The 18407-nt window shown below is 43.4% G+C and carries 20 protein-coding genes; 7 read left to right on the forward strand and 13 right to left on the reverse strand.

The window, feature by feature from the left end; genetic code table 11:
- Positions 1-62 precede the first annotated feature (62 nt).
- Positions 63-578: a thioredoxin family protein gene (locus tag F8C76_RS07425; protein WP_152131123.1), complete on the forward strand. Its 516-nt coding sequence runs from the start codon at positions 63-65 to the stop codon at positions 576-578.
- A 15-nt stretch (positions 579-593) separates the two neighbouring features.
- Here F8C76_RS07425 and guaB read toward each other — a convergent pair whose 3' ends face one another.
- On the reverse strand, positions 594-2066 hold the full coding sequence (guaB, locus tag F8C76_RS07430; protein WP_129652972.1) for an IMP dehydrogenase: 1473 nt from the start codon (positions 2064-2066) through the stop codon (positions 594-596).
- A 147-nt stretch (positions 2067-2213) separates the two neighbouring features.
- Here guaB and F8C76_RS07435 point away from each other — a divergent pair, with 147 nt between their 5' ends.
- Entirely contained in the window at positions 2214-2564 is a 351-nt protein-coding gene (locus tag F8C76_RS07435) for a DUF6686 family protein (protein ID WP_129652973.1), read from the forward strand.
- 31 nt (positions 2565-2595) lie between these two features.
- On the opposite strand, the gene F8C76_RS07440 is transcribed toward F8C76_RS07435, so the two are convergent.
- The 7 genes from F8C76_RS07440 to F8C76_RS07470 all read right to left on the reverse strand — a co-directional run bounded on the left by F8C76_RS07440 (position 2596) and on the right by F8C76_RS07470 (position 8063).
- A complete protein-coding gene (locus tag F8C76_RS07440) occupies positions 2596-3093 on the reverse strand; it encodes an Aq_1264-related membrane protein (RefSeq protein WP_152131124.1) in 498 nt (165 codons plus the stop codon).
- Positions 3093-3623, reverse strand: a complete 531-nt coding sequence (locus F8C76_RS07445; RefSeq protein WP_152131125.1) for an FMN-binding protein — start codon at positions 3621-3623, stop codon at positions 3093-3095. The genes F8C76_RS07440 and F8C76_RS07445 overlap by 1 nt, the downstream gene beginning before the upstream one ends.
- Before the next feature lie 77 nt (positions 3624-3700).
- On the reverse strand, positions 3701-4879 hold the full coding sequence (locus tag F8C76_RS07450) for a putative porin (protein ID WP_152131126.1): 1179 nt from the start codon (positions 4877-4879) through the stop codon (positions 3701-3703).
- 118 nt (positions 4880-4997) lie between these two features.
- Positions 4998-5861, reverse strand: a complete 864-nt coding sequence (locus F8C76_RS07455; protein WP_152131127.1) for a hydroxymethylglutaryl-CoA lyase — start codon at positions 5859-5861, stop codon at positions 4998-5000.
- Between the two features lie 21 nt (positions 5862-5882).
- Positions 5883-6542 carry a LysE family translocator gene (locus F8C76_RS07460; RefSeq protein WP_249042372.1) on the reverse strand — a complete coding sequence of 220 codons (660 nt, stop codon included), beginning with the start codon at positions 6540-6542 and terminating at the stop codon, positions 5883-5885.
- Positions 6543-6548: 6 nt separating this feature from the next.
- Entirely contained in the window at positions 6549-7589 is a 1041-nt protein-coding gene (locus tag F8C76_RS07465; protein ID WP_152131128.1) for a quinone-dependent dihydroorotate dehydrogenase, read from the reverse strand.
- Between the two features lie 54 nt (positions 7590-7643).
- A complete protein-coding gene (locus tag F8C76_RS07470) occupies positions 7644-8063 on the reverse strand; it encodes a hypothetical protein (RefSeq protein ID WP_129652978.1) in 420 nt (139 codons plus the stop codon).
- Between the two features lie 100 nt (positions 8064-8163).
- On the opposite strand from F8C76_RS07470, the gene pepT reads away from it, so the two are divergent.
- The 4 genes from pepT to F8C76_RS07490 all read left to right on the forward strand — a co-directional run bounded on the left by pepT (position 8164) and on the right by F8C76_RS07490 (position 12322).
- The gene (gene pepT / locus F8C76_RS07475) at positions 8164-9393 is read left to right on the forward strand and encodes a peptidase T (RefSeq protein ID WP_152131129.1); all 1230 of its coding nucleotides are present in this window, start codon (positions 8164-8166) and stop codon (positions 9391-9393) included.
- A gap of 1 nt (position 9394) precedes the next feature.
- The gene (locus tag F8C76_RS07480) at positions 9395-9985 is read left to right on the forward strand and encodes a YdeI/OmpD-associated family protein (protein WP_152131130.1); all 591 of its coding nucleotides are present in this window, start codon (positions 9395-9397) and stop codon (positions 9983-9985) included.
- A 179-nt stretch (positions 9986-10164) separates the two neighbouring features.
- On the forward strand, positions 10165-11169 hold the full coding sequence (locus F8C76_RS07485) for a class I SAM-dependent methyltransferase (protein WP_152131131.1): 1005 nt from the start codon (positions 10165-10167) through the stop codon (positions 11167-11169).
- 223 nt (positions 11170-11392) lie between these two features.
- Positions 11393-12322 (forward strand): hypothetical protein, encoded by a 930-nt coding sequence (locus F8C76_RS07490; RefSeq protein WP_170283995.1) that lies wholly within the window; start codon positions 11393-11395, stop codon positions 12320-12322.
- A gap of 5 nt (positions 12323-12327) precedes the next feature.
- Here F8C76_RS07490 and F8C76_RS07495 read toward each other — a convergent pair whose 3' ends face one another.
- From F8C76_RS07495 to nusB, 5 genes are all read right to left on the reverse strand, one after another.
- A complete protein-coding gene (locus F8C76_RS07495; protein WP_152131133.1) occupies positions 12328-13245 on the reverse strand; it encodes a hypothetical protein in 918 nt (305 codons plus the stop codon).
- Positions 13246-13260: 15 nt separating this feature from the next.
- Positions 13261-14607 (reverse strand): Gfo/Idh/MocA family protein, encoded by a 1347-nt coding sequence (locus tag F8C76_RS07500; RefSeq protein WP_152131134.1) that lies wholly within the window; start codon positions 14605-14607, stop codon positions 13261-13263.
- 88 nt (positions 14608-14695) lie between these two features.
- A complete protein-coding gene (gene yajC / locus F8C76_RS07505) occupies positions 14696-14983 on the reverse strand; it encodes a preprotein translocase subunit YajC (RefSeq protein WP_116218275.1) in 288 nt (95 codons plus the stop codon).
- A 13-nt stretch (positions 14984-14996) separates the two neighbouring features.
- Positions 14997-15476 (reverse strand): DUF1573 domain-containing protein, encoded by a 480-nt coding sequence (locus tag F8C76_RS07510; protein ID WP_129652984.1) that lies wholly within the window; start codon positions 15474-15476, stop codon positions 14997-14999.
- 38 nt (positions 15477-15514) lie between these two features.
- On the reverse strand, positions 15515-16462 hold the full coding sequence (gene nusB, locus F8C76_RS07515; RefSeq protein ID WP_152131135.1) for a transcription antitermination factor NusB: 948 nt from the start codon (positions 16460-16462) through the stop codon (positions 15515-15517).
- A gap of 178 nt (positions 16463-16640) precedes the next feature.
- Between nusB and F8C76_RS07520 the strand changes: the two genes are divergently transcribed.
- Complete coding sequence (locus F8C76_RS07520) at positions 16641-18392, forward strand: ABC transporter ATP-binding protein (RefSeq protein ID WP_152131136.1); 1752 nt, start codon at positions 16641-16643, stop codon at positions 18390-18392.
- Positions 18393-18407: the final 15 nt, after the last annotated feature.

Genomic DNA, 18407 nt, shown 5'->3' on the forward strand with positions numbered 1-18407 from the left:
TTGGCACAATTTTCGTTAGTTTTGTAATGATCGGTAGACCAATACCTCAAAACATCAGCACTATGCGCACAATTTTTACCCAAATCAGTTTGTTGTTTCTTCTTTTTGTAGGGTTTCAAGCCCAAGCACAGGATATCAATTGGATGTCTTGGGAAGAAGCCGTGCAATTGTCCCAAACCGATGCCCAGCCCAAAAAAATATTCATCGATGTATACACCGATTGGTGCGGATGGTGCAAAAAAATGGATAAGGACACCTTCCAAAATCCTGAAGTATCTGCGTATATGCAGGATAACTTTTACATGGTAAAATTGGACGCCGAAGGCAAAGACCCTATCGAATTCCAAGGGAAGACCTTTAAGTTTGTATCTTCTGGAAGAAGGGGCTATCATGAGTTTGCTGCCGCCCTATTGCAGGGAAAATTAAGCTATCCCACAGTGGTCTTTTTGGATGAGGATTTAAAAATGCTCTCCCCGGTACCCGGATACCAAAAAGTGGAACCCTTCCTTCAAATTGCCCGTTATTTTGGGGACAATATCTACAAGGATAAGGATTGGCAAACGTATGCCGGGAAATAAACCCAACTACTTATATTACCTGCTGTAATTTGGACTTTCCTTGGTGATGGTCACATCATGCGGATGGCTTTCATGGATTCCGCTGGAGGTAATTTTCACAAACTTCCCTGTTTCTTTCAAGGTTTCAATATCCTTGGCACCACAGTAGCCCATTCCGGCACGAAGACCACCAATAAATTGGTGCATGCTTTCGTATAAGTCACCCTTATAAGGTACACGGCCCACTATACCTTCCGGAACCAATTTCTTGATATCATCCTCCACATCTTGGAAGTATCGGTCCTTACTACCCGATTTCATGGCCTCTACAGAGCCCATACCTCGGTACGACTTGAACTTTCGCCCTTCATAAATGATGGTTTCCCCTGGGGATTCCTTGGTACCCGCCAACAAGGAGCCCAACATCACGGTATCCGCACCTGCCGCAATGGCTTTGGGAATATCACCTGTATACCGTATGCCTCCATCAGCAATGACAGGAACGCCTGTGCCCTTAATGGCAGCAGCTACTTCCAGAACTGCGGAAAACTGCGGAAATCCAACACCTGCCACCACACGGGTCGTGCAAATGGAGCCTGGCCCAATACCCACCTTTACGGCATCGGCACCGGCTTCCACCAAATATTTGGCGGCTTCACCCGTGGCAATGTTACCCACAACCACTTCAAGCTCTGGGTAGGATTTTTTAACCTCCTTCAAAATACTGACCACACCTTTGGTGTGACCGTGTGCCGTATCGATGATAATGGCATCCACCCCGGCATTTACCAAGGCACCTGCCCTGTCCACCGCATCAGCGGTTACCCCAATGGCAGCGGCTACCCGCAAACGTCCATACTGATCTTTATTGGCAATGGGCTTTTGGGTAAGTTTGGTAATGTCCCTAAAGGTGATAAGACCGATCAATTCATCTTTGTCGTTCACCACGGGTAGTTTTTCAATCTTGTTCTCTTGAAGGATAACCTCGGCTTGTTGCAATGAAGTTCCCTCTCCTACAGTCACCAAATTTTCCGAAGTCATGACCTCACCAATGGGGCGGTCGTCGTTTTTCTCAAAACGCAAGTCCCGATTGGTCACAATACCAATCAATTTTTTGTTCCCATCCACAATGGGAATCCCCCCAATACTGTGCTCCTTCATATTAGCCTTGGCGTCCCTAACCGTAGAATTTAGGGGAAGGGTCACCGGATCCATGATCATGCCGCTTTCCGCTCTTTTTACCTTGCGGACCTTAAGCGCCTGCTGCTCTATGGTCATGTTCTTGTGCAATACTCCAATTCCTCCTTCGCGCGCCATGGCGATGGCCATACGTGATTCAGTCACCGTGTCCATTGCTGCAGAAACAATGGGAACATTAATGGTAATGTTTCTAGTAAACTTGGATTGGATATTGACTTCCCTGGGAAGTACTTCGGAGTAGGCCGGCACAAGTAGGACGTCATCATAGGTCAATCCTTCGCCAACAATTTTGTTAAGGTGGGCTTCCATTGCAATTACGAATTAATTGCGTGCAAATATACCACCTTTTTAATTCATATCTATCTATTTTGACATTTGCTTCATTAGAGATGTAATTTATTTTTATTTAGACTTATTATAAATAATTAATATCTTTATCGTCCAAGACCATCTATTATGTGTGAATCCCTAATTATTCTTGATCAATCCAAAAATGGTATACTAACGTTTTGCAACCGAAGTAAACTCTTCCAATTGATCTTTAACAACCTATGTTTTGAATTATATGAATGGGAACTGGAAGCGTTTAAGGAATACCTCTTCCAATTGGATGCATCGTATTGGGAAAAACAATTGAGACATTGGTCCCAACAGCGTAAAATTCCCATTTCCGTAGGCAAGAACCATTTTATCATCCTAGTGAACAAGGAAGAACTATTCGAAATAAAACAACTGCTACGCTATAAAAAACCCCGGCCTGAACTTATCGGGTACCACGATATTGACTATCGATTTATTGAAAACTAACAAGTTCTGGAAATCAGTTGCTCTCCAAAGCTTATCGTTTTTGGGAGGGTCTGGCACACTGCCACAAGACCACTGCTGCAGAACAGGTAAAGGTAAAGGTCATCAATATACCGGAGAAAATAACCACATATTTAAACCAAGGTATACCCTTCCACATGAGATAAATTCCTCCAAAGGTCAAAATCACGGACAGAAAAGGTTCGATGGTCAAAAAAAGCTTCCATTTTTTAGGCAAGTGGGTCAGCCATACCAATCCGCCCAACAAAAAGAAAATCATGGACATGGACAAAATATGCGTGTGGACAATGGTGAGCATTTCCCGGTCTCCCTTCTTGAACTTCATCACAGTTGCTTCTTCATCTTCTTCATTGCCCAGATAATTTTCCTCAATGCCTGCGGGCGATGTGGAATCGGTTTCCTTGATAAAAAGCAATCCTGTAAAGAACCCTATGGAAAGTATAATCACAAAAACACCTATGAACAGGCGGATTTCTTTGGGAAAAGTGGACAATAAACCGTTATATATCATTATAAATGTCCTTTATCCTGAAGTATTCCGATGGTCTGGAGCAGGTTGTCCATGGATCGGGTCATGGAATTTACCGAAATGGTCGCACCGGAAATGGCATCGATGTTGGACTCAGGACTCACACGATCCCCACCTGTCTTCCCCAAAAATTGCTTCAACCATCTTTTACTCCCAATTTCCCCTCCGTATTCTTCCCGGTACACCAATACTTTTGTATTGATGACTTTTACGGCATCATCAAATAGCACCAAATAATCAAAATTTGCTGTTTTGCTTGGGGCCTGGTCGAAAAACGCATACCCCAAAGTTGAGTTTCCAGCAGTGATTCGATACAAGTTTTCTCCTGAAATTTTGGTAGGCAGCTGTGCATTTACATCCGCAGAAATACTAATGGGCTGCATGGCAAAATCTGCCACCTCAAAGGTCTTTTCCACTTCTTTCAGCACTCTTTTGTTCACCTCCTTGGGAGCTGTGAATGCAAGGAGCATCAAAATAAGGGGAATAGCTACATAGGGTTTTGCCGATTTCATCCCACAAATATATTAATTTAGACTCATTATGAATAAAAATAGGGCGGAATATTACGTCCGCCCCCATCCATATTTTTTTAGAACCAAACTCCTATTCCGAAGTTCAAACGGTCTTGCACATCTGAGTTGTCAGCGGCATTGCTTCGGAACTGATAGTCGCCTTTGACCACCACCCCTGGTGCGATGTGGTAGGTCAATCCCGTGGTTACATCGGTCCGGTCATAGGCTTCATTTTTTGTCAAACCACCTTCGGTATCCGCATGGGTATTGTACATCTCGTAACGGGCAAAAGCAAAAAGCTTTTGTCTATTTCCGGCAGGAAGGACATTATAAGCTCCTTCCAAATACCAACCCTGCAAGGCACTTCCCAGATTACTTCCGGTCAAATCGTTGTAGGCATCGGTATCGGATAAAGAAGCATGGATGAATTGCCCCCTAGCCGTAAAGTTTTGATACGCATAACGGGCATCCAATCCAAACATGGCGATGCCAATATCAGCGCCATCAAATTCCTCTACATCATCATCGGCTTGGGTACGTCCAAAATAGGTTGAAAAGCCCAAACGCAGTCCGGGAATGCCGTAGTAATCCAACTTGGTGGATAGGTTGGGGCTATCAATGGTGGATTGGATTCCCTTTTGTCTTCCTCCACGAAGACCACTGGAACCGCTCAACTTTCCGGCAACACCGCCTTCACCATCGGCTTCGGCAGATTTAAACCCATTAAAAAGATAGGCCTGATATCCCAAGGAAATGGAGTTGAACCTTCCGGTCACCCCTACCCCAAGCTCACGCCAAGTGGTAGGAACAATGGAATTGTCCAAACCAGGGCGCTCGGTTCCATTAAACGTGGTGGGTTCATGGAATTCGTTGATAATTCCCATGGGCACCAACATTAAACCTCCTCGGATGTTAAGGTTGGGGGCTGCATTATAGTTCACAAAAGCCTGTTCTACATAGACCTCTTCAACATGCTCAAATTCCACTTCCGTAACAAATTGGGTACGGTCGTCAAAGCGATATCCAAAAAGGAGTACCAAACGTTGCACATCCAGTTCCCCGTTATCCCCTTCGGGTTGGTTGTACAACATTTCACCATAGGCCCCTACAGTTACTGCAGAAGCATAATTCCCTGAAAGTAAACGCTGTGCGGCGTTGATCTGTTTCTGAGGATCCAGCTGGATAGAGTCGGTTTTGGTCTGTGCGAACGAGAATGACGCACATAGTAAAGCAAATAGAATTGTTGTTTTTTTCATGGTGTTTTAATAATTGCGCGGCAAATATATTTCTACACTACGAAGCAGCCAAATTTAATTAGACTTAGTTTAAATAAAATTAAAGATGTAACGTTTGGGAGCCATTACGTTGAATACCTCAATGGTAGGCGGAGAAAAGTTCGGTCGCTTTGTTGTAAGCTGCTTCAAAGACCATCCAGTTTACACCGGTATTGGCTTTTTCCGCAGTAAAATAGGAAAGCATTTTCTCGGTGGGCATATTTCCGGTGAGCTCATCCTTGGCCATGGGGCAACCTCCAAAGCCCTGCACCGCGCCATCAAATCGTCTGCATCCTGCCTTGTAAGCAGCATCCACTTTTTCGTGCCACTTGGTCGGGGTGGTGTGCAAATGTGCCCCAAATTCAATGTCGGGATATTTAGGAATAAGATTGGAAAATAAATAGGATATGGTTTCGGGTGTGGAACTTCCAATGGTGTCTGAAAGCGATAAAATTTTAGTGCCCATCTCGGCCAATCTTTCGGTCCATTCCCCTACTACCTCAACATCCCATGGATCACCATACGGATTTCCAAACCCCATGGAAATATAGGTCACCACTTCTTTATCGTGGGCATTGGCCAACTCCAGAATACCCTTTAGGGTATCTACCGATTGTGCTATGGTCTTATGGGTATTTCGCATTTGAAAGTTCTCGGAAATTGAAAAAGGAAACCCCAAATACCTTATGGCCCCATGCTTACAAGCATCTTCAGCGCCTCTAATATTGGCCACAATGGCCAGGAGCTTGGTCTTGGTCTTGGAAAGGTCCAACCGCGCCAAAACCTCTGCAGTATCCTGCATTTGCGGAATGGCCTTGGGCGAGACAAAGCTGCCAAAATCCAAGGTGTCAAAACCACAACCCAAAAGCGATTGGATATACCTTGCTTTCTCCTCGGTGGGGATAAAGGATTTGATGCCCTGCATGGCATCCCTTGGACATTCTATGAGCTTGATCTTTGACATAGGTTGCCTGTAAAATTACCACTATTTATCCGATAGCAATAGATAAATGGCGATTCCCAAAAAAACTACAATCTGAACCCATTTCAGGTAAATCCCTGCCTTGGGGTGGCGCATTAAATAGGTTGAAATGTTTCCTGCCAATACGGCAATGGTTCCAAAAATAATGAAGGCCACCAACATGAAAAGCAGGCCTAGCACATAAAACTGCATCACGGTTCCCAATGTTTCACTGAACAGAAATCCTGGGAAAAATGCCAAAAAGAAAATAGTGACCTTGGGATTGAACACATTCATGGCAAAACCGGTCTTGAACAGCTTAAAAGTTCCTTGGGAGGGTTGCTTTTCCTTATCCAATAGAATGGAAGCGTCACTTCTGTAGACCTTTATGGCCAAATACACCAAATAAGCCGCACCAAACAACTTAATGCCCAAAAAGAGGCTATCACTTCGCTTTATGACCTCTGACACGCCAAAAGCCAGCAAAGTGGTATGCACCAAACATCCGCTCACCAAGCCCACCACAGTGGCCAGTCCAGCCTTGACACCATTGGATATGCTTTGGGTCAGCACAAATATATTGTCCGGTCCAGGGGAAATGGCCAAAGCCGCCGAAGACACCAAAAAACCAATAAGAACGGAATAATTCACGGACTCAGGGCTCATTAGTATCAAATAGGGCATCTTGTACTAGGATGTGCGGGCCAAAATGGCCTTGTTGATTTTTTTGATCAGGGCAGGACCTTCATAAATAAACCCCGTGTACAACTGGACCAAGTCGGCGCCGGCATCCAGTTTTTCAAGGGCATCTTCAGGAGAATGTATACCCCCCACCCCAATAATGGGAAATGCCTTGTTGCTCTTTTCCGCTAAAAACCGAATGACCTCGGTACTTCTTTGGGTCAATGGTTTACCACTAAGCCCACCCTTCTCTTCGGAAAGAATAAGATGGGATTTTAGACCCGCTCTGGAAATAGTGGTATTGGTCGCAATGACCCCATCAATTTCAGTGGTCTTGACAATGCTGATAATATCCAAAAGCTGGTCATTGGTCAAGTCCGGGGCAATCTTTAAAAGGATGGGCTTCTCCTTTAGATTGGATTTTTTGGCCTGCTTACCGTTCTGCTTTTTAAGTTTTTTCAAAAGATTAGTCAAAGGTTCCTTATCCTGAAGCTCCCGTAAACCGGGTGTATTGGGAGAACTCACATTGACCACAAAATAATCCACATGGTCAAATAGGGCCTCAAAACAGATGAGATAGTCCTTAATAGCTTGGTCATTGTGCGTGACCTTGTTCTTGCCAATGTTACCTCCAACAATTACCCTGTGCTTTTTCTTGAGTTGTTCCACCGCTTCAAAAACACCGTTATTGTTGAACCCCATACGATTAATGATGGCCTTGTCCTGCCGCAACCGGAACAATCTTTTCTTGGGATTTCCAGGTTGGGGTTTGGGGGTAAGCGTACCTATTTCCACAAAACCAAATCCAAAATCGGAAAATTCATTGTAGAGCTTGGCATCCTTGTCAAAACCTGCGGCCAAGCCAACAGGGTTCTTAAATTTTATTCCAAAAACCTCCCGTTCCAATTTGGAATTCCTTACTTCAAAAATACTTCTGAACAAAGGTCCCAGTCCCAATTTCGAAAACAATTTTATAGCCCAAAAAGAGAAGTGGTGCACTGCTTCCGGATCAAACAAAAACAGAATTGGGCGGATGAGGATTTTATACATTCAACAGATTTTCAACAAAAATAAAAACTCTTAAAACAGAACACACCATATCATTTATTTTTCGTCAACCGACTTATTTACATGGATAGGGCGCAGGGTAAGCTGATCGCACAATTTCACATAAAAACCGTATTGCTTTGGATTGAAAATTGACAGTAGCCTTTTATCCATCATCCGGATGTTCAGCTTCATACTGTCCATAATGGTTTTGTATTCGCGGGAAACGGTCATCAACACTTCAGGCGGGCTTTCTTCATGCTGCTTTAGAAGAAATTCGGCCCGGTTTCTGAGGATTTCATTTCGAATTTTCAACTCTGCACTCCAATTCTTAAGGCTTTCCTTTTGCTCTTCATTCAATTGAAACACTTCCGCGATGGTCTCATCATCCATACCCCCCACCCCCAAAGCACACTCCTCCTGGGCCGACCCAAGAAACATCGACAATAGGAAAATGAACAGAACAGCTCCCTTCAATTTAGGTTGATTTTAAAAAGTAGGTGAAAAGATACTTTTTTAAGTCTCACTTTCTTAATATCACGATTGAATAACCATTATTTTTGATGAAAAGCACAGCATGGAAAAACTTTTGTCCCGATTTCTGGATTATGTAACCACCGACACTCAAAGCGACCCCTATTCCAAAACCACACCAAGTACCGAAAAACAATGGACTTTGGCCAAAAAATTGGTTCTGGAGCTGCACCAAATTGGTTTGCAGGAGGTTTCCATTGATGAAAATGCCTACATCATGGCAACCTTGCCGGCCAATACGGACAAAAAAGTACCCACCATAGGTTTTATCTCGCATATGGACACTTCTCCAGATTTCTCGGGAAAGAATGTAAAACCACAACTTGTAAAGGATTATGACGGCAAGGATATTGTCCTGAACAAAACAAAGGGCATTGTGCTTTCCCCTGACTATTTTGAAGATCTATTGCAATACCAAGGACAAACCTTGATCACTACGGATGGAAATACTTTATTGGGTGCCGATGACAAGGCGGGCATCGCCGAGATTATCACGGCAATGGAATATTTGGCCCAACATCCTGAGATCAAACACGGAAAAATACGCGTGGCCTTTACCCCAGATGAGGAAATAGGCAGGGGTGCCCATAAGTTCGATGTGAAAAAATTCGGAGCTGACTGGGCCTATACCATGGACGGCAGCCAAGTGGGCGAGCTGGAGTATGAAAACTTCAATGCGGCCAGTGCCAAGATCATTGTCAAAGGAAAAAGTGTCCACCCTGGCTATGCCAAGAACAAGATGGTCAACGCCATTGCCATTGCCAACGAATTTTTAAGCCTTCTCCCTCCACGGGAAGTACCCGAACATACCACGGGCATGGAAGGCTTTTTCCATGTGCATAAAATCAAGGGGGAAATAGAGAATGCCCAAATCGATATGATCATCCGCGATCACGATGCCATACATTTTCAGGCCAGAAAAGAACTGTTGACCAGTATTGCGGACAAGCTCACCCAAAAACACGGGGATTGCATCACGGTGGAAATCGAAGACCAATACCGCAACATGCGCGAAAAGGTAGAGCCAGTATTCCATATTGTGGAGATTGCCCAAGAGGCCATGGAGTCTTTGGGTATTGAACCTATCATAAAACCCATTAGGGGCGGAACGGATGGATCCCAGCTGAGTTTTATGGGGCTGCCCTGTCCCAATATTTTTGCAGGGGGACACAATTTTCATGGAAAATATGAATATGTTCCTTTGGAAAGTATGGAAAAGGCCGTTAAGGTAATCGTGAAAATTTGCGAACTTACGGCCAGTCAGATCAAATGACATGGAAAAATCCGGAAAAATAAAAGCCTATTACGATAACGACCATCCGTTCAAGGAAGGTATTGCCCAACTCCGAAAACTGGCCCAACAAACGGAATGTGAGGAAGATTTTAAATGGAGTTTCCCCGTGTATACCATCCAAGGCAAAAATGTATTTGGCATCTGCAAGTTCAAAAACCATTTTGGGGTCTGGTTCTTTAACGGAGTGTTCCTGAAAGACCCCAAAAAGGTATTGGAAAATGCCCAAAAAGGAAAAACCAAGGGCATGCGGCACTGGAAGTTCCCCACATCGGACACAATTGATAAAAAGGGTGTTCTTGCCTATATGAACGAAGCCATTGAAAACCAGAAAAAGGGCTTGGAGGTCAAAGCGGAGAAAACTTCAAAAGTGACCATCCCGGCACTGCTTCAAGAAAAATTAAAGGAAAGCAAAGACCTGCAAACCGCTTTTAAAAATTTTACTCCCTACAAGCAAAAAGAGTTTTGCGAATATATCTCGGAGGCCAAACAGGAGCAGACCAAGCTTAGACGGCTGGAAAAAATACTCCCCTTGATCCAAAAAGGGGTGGGCCTACACGATGGCTACCGTTAAATAACCCCATCCGTCAACCCAAACGGGGCATCCGTCAATTCTTCCCTGATGCACCCAACCCAATTTCCCAACTTCACTATTTGAACTGAACAGGTTTCAGTAATCAAATGCTAAATCAACATTGAAGACGATGTCCAGTTCCAGCAGTGGGCACAACGCTTGTTTTAACATCCGGCCATATGATATCCAATAGGTTCAGGAATGACAGAAAGCCTTTGATAAAACTAAAGGCCATTCAAGTAGAGGCAATACAGGATATTGAGGCAAAAATCCTGAATGGGCACTATACCTTCGAAAATTGCCCCTGCCCCATCTGCAAGGTATCAGATACAGAAGTTCTGTCTGAAAAGGACCGATATGGATTGGAATTCATGGTCGTGATGTGCAAAACATGCGGTTTGATCTATACGAACCCCTGGATGACCCAAAGGTCTTACACTGATTTTTACAACTCCGAATATCGAAGGTTATACGGTGGTACCCATACCGCAACTGCCAACTTCTTTCAAAAACAGTACGAGCAAGGGCGACAAATCTTTGATTTCATCCAATCAACCTTTCGCGATAAGGATTTTATTGGTTTAAAGGTTTTAGAGGTAGGTTGTGGCGCCGGGGGCATTCTTCACTATTTCAAACAACAAAAATGTACGATTTTGGGAGTAGATTTGGGTAAAGAATATATTGACTATGGAAGAAGTCATTTTGGGCTGAATCTACAATATGGATCTTTAGATAATGTAACGGACTTCACTCCCGATGTGGTTATATATTCTCATGTGATGGAACATATTTTGGATTTGGAATCAGAATTGTTGACCTTAAAAAGAATAGGCCATGCTGAAACCCTTTTTTACATTGAGGTTCCCGGAATAAAATATATTCCCAAAAACTATAAAATGGATGCCTTGCGGTATTTCCAAAATGCGCATACATTCCATTTTACCCTCACTTCATTGACCAATCTATTCAATACCTATGGATTTGAGCTAATCAAAGGCACTGATGAAGTTAAAAGTATCTTCCGTCAAACCCATGGCGGGAAACATAAAATTACCAATGAGTACCCCTACATCTATAATTTTCTCAAAAAAATGGAGGCCAAAAGGTATTCGTACTATTTTAACCCCAACCTTGCCAAGAGGTTTATATTAAAGTTCTTTTCTAAGATTTCAGCAAAAAAATAGAAGGCTCAACCTGACCCTTTAATGCGCACCATCTAGTTTTTATAATCAGAAAAAGCCATATTTCTTCCTGATCAAGCCCTAAAAAGTCCCATACATCAATTCAAACAGGGCATCCGTCAATTCTTCCCTGATGCACCCAAAGCCTATTACCAACTTTACTATTGTACGGGATGTGCTTCACTAAATAACATGAAGACTATATTCAGTTTTTACTTGCTATGAAATGGGCAATCGAGCAAATTACATATTGAAAAGAGGAAGTGGACTTGATATTTTTTACTCTCACTGGAGAGCAATCAATATTGCCCAGGATTTAATGTTGGGAGAAAGAAAATTCACAACGCTTGTCCAACAATTCAGTAAGGCTAATGAATTACTCAATGAGCCATGGATGGAAGCTTGTGTCTTATTGGATTTTGACCAAAAAAGGTTAACCTTTTGGGAAACAGAAGTACTATTTGAAACATCAATCCGTGAAGAGTATTTAAATCAATTAAAAAGTATTTGGACTGGTTGGACCATCAAGTTTGCCTATAATGAAATGTTCGATATTGAGAATGAGCTTTCAATCCAATATACAGCTAAGCAAAAAATAGATTTAGAATATGGTTCATTAGAAAAATTGTCCGATTTTTCTAATAATGAAGACTATTTTTCTTGTCTGATCATCATTAAAGAAAGTGGTAAGCATTCTGTAAAATATGTCAATGGCGGACACGAAGAAGAAATAGCGCTAATTGGGGAATTGGTCATTGATAAATTAAAACTGATGGAAAACAGGAAACTGAAAAGAGAAGGAAATGATGACTTTTTTGGCCTTTTAATTATTGATATTGACAAGAAAAACCTTTGGGTCAATACGTCGATAAATGGGTTAAAGCATCAGTTACGCTTTTTGTGGAAAAATTGGAATATCAATACTGGGAATTTTGGCTATATCAAACTGTTAAGAGAAATCGGAGTCGATACAATGGAGTTGGAATTAAGTCCAGAAAATGTAAAAAAATCAATTACCAAAATAGCCAATGGGAACGACAATTTCAATCCAAATGATTTGGCAGAAAAGCTTATTGGTAAAATGGGTGAAAATATTCAGTTCAACGAACACTTTTTTGAAAATGTAAACCCCAAAAAACTTTTCAAAAAAGAATGAAGTGATTATTCCTCCATAATCTGCAAAAAAACTGTCAGCCCATGCAAATGATCCACATGATCCGGGGCGGTATTGCCCACAAACGCCCGTACCTCAAAATTGCCCTTTTGGGTTTCGGATACTTGCTGCATGCCCATGGGACCCCATTCCAATATAGGGTTTCGTTGTAATCCGAGTTCGTTGATCAACCAATCCGCGGTCTCGGTAGTACTGGCATAGGTTCCCGGAAAAATTTCGGAATGCGTGATCAATATCTTCTTTTCACCCTTGACTGCTTTTTGGGCAAAAGCCAAGAAACCTTTCATTTTTTCCGCATTCAATTGCCCTCCTTGGGCCAAAGGGGTGGAATCGGGAATGTAATCGGTGTGCAGCCCATCCAAGAGTAAAATGCCATCTATTTTGGCTTCATGGGCTTTCAACAACTCACGGACGGCACCATATCCGGCACTAAAGGAGCTAAAATACACTTTTCCGACCCTATCCACACCCAACTTGTCCTGTATGGCCTTCAACAAACGGGGATAGACCGCCACATCGACAAAGGGCGCTGCATAGACCGAAGAACCCGAACCTTGTTGCACCACGGCCAGGGCCATGGGCTTTTCCAAGTTATGAACGGCCTGCATGGCCACAAAAGGCGCTCCATGAAAGTGGATGAGCAAATCCAATTCTTGAACTCCATTGGCAGCGGGAGGCATATACACCGTCACCGGTTTGGATAATATACCCTCCAACACCATCTTGGTACCCGGAGGTTCTTCGTTTTTCAATCGGGCGTGTTCCCGAATATGGTCCTGCATGGGAGAAGGTGCCTGCCTCATTTGGGGAACAACTTCCTTTTTTGAAGTGGCACAACCCAGCATCAGCATGCCTACAAGCCCCAAGCTTATTACTTGGGAACGGAAAGTAACATATGTATTCATAAAATTGATGGAGGCTTACTTTTTGGGCATTTTCCAGCCGTTGTGATATTCGTTGGTCAACAATGCATCGGCTTCCTTATGGTTGAACTGACCTTTTTGGGCATCCCAAAACAAGCGTTCTCCCGTTTTATAGGCCACATTGCCCATATGGCTGACCACGGCGGCATCATACCCCACTTTAATTGGGGCATTGAGAATGCTTTTGTCCCTTTTCTTGATGGCTTCCAAGAAATTCACTGTATGCAGATCCAAACCATTGGCTTTCACCGTTTGCAGGCCTACTCCAGCTATTTTGGGACCCAAATCCTCGCTCCAGTTAGGGCGATTTTTCTCTGGGATTACCTCCCAACCTCCACGGTCCAACACTAAAGTTCCATTGTTGCCTATGAAGGCGATACCATGGTTTCTTCCATAGTTTCCGCCATCAATGCCATTGGCATGTTCCCAAAGGAGTGAAAACCCATCGAACTCATAAACGGTCTGTAGGGTATCCGGAGTCTCTGCGGCATCGTTGGGATAGGCAAACTTTCCACCCATGGCCATCACGGATTTGGGCGTAGAGGCCTTCATACCATAGAGGGCATAGTCAATCAAGTGTACGCCCCAATCGGTCATCAACCCTCCTGCGTAGTCCCAAAACCATCTAAAATCGAAATGGAACCGATTTTTATTGAAAGGTCGGTCCTGTGCAGGGCCCAACCACATTTTATAATCCACGCCTTCCGGTGCGGGACCGTTGGGCACTTGGGGAATGGATTTCATCCACCCTTGGTACGCCCAGGTCTTTACCAAACGTATCTGCCCCAATTTTCCGGAATGTACATAGTTTATGGCATCCACAAAATGGGGTTGACTGCGTTGCCACTGTCCTATCTGTACCATTCGATCACTGGTGTCCACGGCAGACAGCATGGCTTCGCATTCGGCTATGGAATTGGCAATGGGCTTTTCGCAATAGACATCCTTGCCGGCATCCACCGCATCCACCAACTGAAGACAATGCCAATGATCGGGGGTTCCCACGATGACAATATCAATATCCTTATCGTCCAACATTTTCCGATAGTCGGTATACCACTTCGGTTTTTTGATATTGGCCTTTTCCAAATCCGCGGTCTTGGCCCGAAGTACATTTTCATCCACATCACAAAGGGCCACCACCTCCACCTCGCTGTTCTTCAAGAGGGAGGTAAGGTCGGCAAAACCCATTCCGTTGCACCCGATAAGTCCCACTTGAATCTTGTCATTGGGACTCACCGTCCTTCTCAATGAAGCCAAGATTTCAGTGGGAAAGAACAAGGAGGTTCCCATACCGACCGTATACAATGATCCTTTTCTAATGAATTGTCTTCTAGTGCCCATGTTGTCAAATTTTGAATAAGATACAAAAAAACGTCCCCCGCAAACTCAATTGCAGGGGACGTTTTAAACTATGTTGCTCTAGAAGCCTTTATTTGTCCGAAGCAGCGTTCAATTTTTTGCTCATTTCCATGGAAATGGCGGAACGATCAAACTTTAAACGGCCAGCCATGGTTTCAATGACACAAGAGAAATCCTTGTCGTTCATTTCCACAATCTTGCCATGGAGTCCGCTTTTGGTGATGATGCGGTCTCCTTTTTTCAACTCCGAAGTAAACTTCTTCTCATCCTTCTGACGCTTGATCTGAGGGCGAATCATAAAGAAATACGCCACGGCAAAAATCAATATCAGAGGTAAAAACTGTCCTAAACTTTCCATTAAGGTATTTTATCTATTTAACAGGACCAGCTGCTGCTGCTTCCTTAGGATTAACAAAGGCCTTGATTCTTAAGATCTCGGTTCCTTTTTCTGTGTTGGCCGTAACAGTAATGGTTTTGGTCACCTGATTTTGTCCAGAACCATTGAATTTCACCAACAATTCGCCAGTTTCTCCAGGTGCAATAGGTGCATTCTTTGGATATTCCGGTACGGTACAACCACAGCTACTCTTTGCATCGGTGATGATCAAAGGGGCATTACCGGTGTTGGTGAATTTGAATGTAGTCTCTTGTGGAGTGCCTTGGGCTATGGCACCAAAATCGTGCTCGGCCTTTTCAAAGCTCATCACGGGAAGTTGCTTTTGCGCTTCATCCCTTGAAGTTGCGCTTTCCACATTGTCCGCAACGATTTTGTTGGAAGCCTTGTCCTTGCAGGAAACGCCCATCACGGCAACCGCCATGATCAAACTAAAAACTGTTGTTATTCTTTTCATGATAATAATTTGTTTTTCCAAAAATACTCAAATATTGTTTATTGTAGTCCTCTACCTATTTTTTGAAGTCTTCCATCGGATTTGTATTCCTTGGCCAACTTGTCCAAAACCCCATTGATAAAGATACTGCTCTTGGGCGTGGAGTACTCCTTGGCAATTTCCAAATACTCATTTAACGTCACTTTCTCCGGAATGGATGGAAAATTGAGCAGCTCACAGATGGCCATTTTAAGAATGATCAAATCTATTTCGGCAATACGGTCATTGTCCCAATTGGGGGTTTTCCCTTCAATTTCCTTTTCCCATTTGGCGTCATGGAGTAAGGTCTTCGTCAACAAATCATTGGCAAAGACCATATCCTGTTGGTCCTTGAGCAACGTGGGGATAAAATAACGTTCTCCTGAGGTTTCAGTGGCCTTGCGCAAGCGTTTGGCCAAATAGGTGTTCACTATGGGAAAATCGTCCACCCAAGTGAGTTTGTCATCCTCAAAATACTCATAGATCTTATCGTTGGGGGCTATAATTTCCTTGAAAAGCTGAAGCACTACTTCCCTATCGTCCTCATAATCGTTCTTTCCATTGGTCATGTACGCTTTATAGATATCGCTGGCCACGACCTCTTTGTACAGAATCTTCACATACTCATCGTTTAAGTACCAGTTGTCCAGTTTTCTTTTGGAAAGTTCACTTTTGAGGAGCTCATTCTCCGAAATCTGGAGCAACAGCCGGTTCTTCACGAATTTTTCGCGATCAGGATAACCATCTTCTTCGGTGGCAAGGTATTTTTTTGTGGCATGACTGGCATGTTTGGCGGCCAGATGCTGCAGTTCGGCCAAGAGGCTCAGTACCAACAAATAGAGCACGTACATATTTTCAATGCTCACTCTTAGGAATTTCTCCTGTTTCTGCAAGGAATCGTCCTTGGATTGGACCAGTGCATAGATGCACTGCATCACTTTTACTCTGATATGCCTTCTAGTAAGCATTTTTAAAGAACTTTTAAAGTCATTGATTGGCTTTCACTGCGCAAAAATAACCTTATATTTCGATGTGGCCTACCAAAGTTGTTTTCTTATCAGTTTTATAACATTTATTTTTGGATCAATGGTATATCTTTGTTCGATTGTCAATCATCAGACCTACTAAAAAACTACCTTCCCTCCTATGAAGGAACTGAAACACCTTAATAAATACTTTAAAAAATACTGGTTTAAGCTATTGATGGGGGTTTTGATCACCATCGTTGCCCGATTGTTCTCTTTGGTCCTACCCCATTACGTGAACAATTCCATCCAGATTGTAGAAAAGTACACGGGAAATACCATTACGCTTGCCGAAGCCAAACAATCTTTGTTCCATTACATATTGATTGTTGTTGGCGCAGCCCTACTTTCGGCACTGTTCACTTTTTTGATGCGGCAGACCATTATCAACGTATCCCGGTATATTGAATATGATTTGAAGAACGAGGTTTTTGACCACTATCAAATCCTAAACCTTGATTTTTATAAGAAGAACCGTGTAGGGGACCTCATGAACCGTATCAGTGAAGATGTCAACCAAGTGCGTATGTACGGAGGACCGGCCATTATGTACGGTATCCAGACCCTTACGCTTTTTGCCTGTTTGATCCCATTGATGTTCATAAAGGCACCGACCTTGGCGGCCTATACCTTGTTGCCCCTTCCGGTTTTATCGGTCTTGATCTATCAGATCAGTAAAATCATCCATAAGAGAAGTACCAAGGTCCAGGAATTCCTGTCCACCCTGTCCACTTTTACCCAAGAGTCTTTCTCAGGGGTTTCGGTCATCAAAGCCTACAGCATAGAACCACGGATCAACCAAGAGCTCAGGAACCTGGCCACGGAAGGCAAGGATACCAGCATGGCGTTGGCCAAGGTAAACGCTTGGTTTTTTCCTTTGATGGTACTCCTTATCGGAATCAGCAATACCATTGTCATCTACGTGGGGGGCATGCAATATATTGATGGAAAAATAGAGTCCTTCGGAATCATTGCGGAGTTCATTCTATACGTGAACATGCTCACTTGGCCCGTGGCCATTGTGGGATGGCTTACCTCCATCATCCAAAGGGCCGAAGCGTCCCAAAAACGAATCAATGAGTTTTTAACGATTCAACCCACCATTATCAATGAGGTAGCAGAACCCACACCCATCAAAGGGGATATTGAATTCAAGAATGTGTCCTTTACCTATGACGACACCAACATTACTGCCTTGGATAACGTATCCTTTAAAATTAAGGCTGGGGAGACCGTGGCCTTTTTGGGAAAAACCGGGTCTGGAAAATCTACTATCCTGGATTTAGTGGCCCGCCTGTACGATACCACTTCAGGAGAGGTTTTGGTGGATGGTATTCCCGTTCAAAAACTCAATCTGAACAGTCTACGGAGTTCCATCGGCGCGGTACCACAAGATGCTTTCCTCTTTTCGGACACCATTGAGAACAACATCCGATTTGGCGATGAGAATGCCTCATTTGATGAAATTGTGGCCGTAGCCAAAAAAGCCGTTGTCCATGACAACATTCAAGGGTTTGCCAAAAAATACGACACCATTTTAGGAGAGCGGGGCATCACCCTAAGTGGAGGACAGAAACAGCGGGTCTCCATTGCGCGGGCATTGCTCAAAGACCCTAAAATCTATCTTTTTGATGATTGTTTATCCGCCGTGGACACCGAAACCGAGGAAGAAATCCTGAACAATCTTAAGCATGCATCCCAGAACAAGACCACTTTAATTGTAAGCCACAGGGTGTCTTCCGCCAAAAATGCAGACAAGATCATTGTCCTTGAAAACGGTAAAATCATTCAAGAGGGCACTCATGACCAGTTGAACAATGTTGATGGATATTATAAAGAACTCTATATCAATCAGCTTTCAGGGAAAGAATAATAAAAAAGTTGCTGA

This window comes from Flagellimonas olearia, from assembly GCF_009184425.1.
GTDB classification, from domain to species: domain Bacteria; phylum Bacteroidota; class Bacteroidia; order Flavobacteriales; family Flavobacteriaceae; genus Flagellimonas; species Flagellimonas olearia.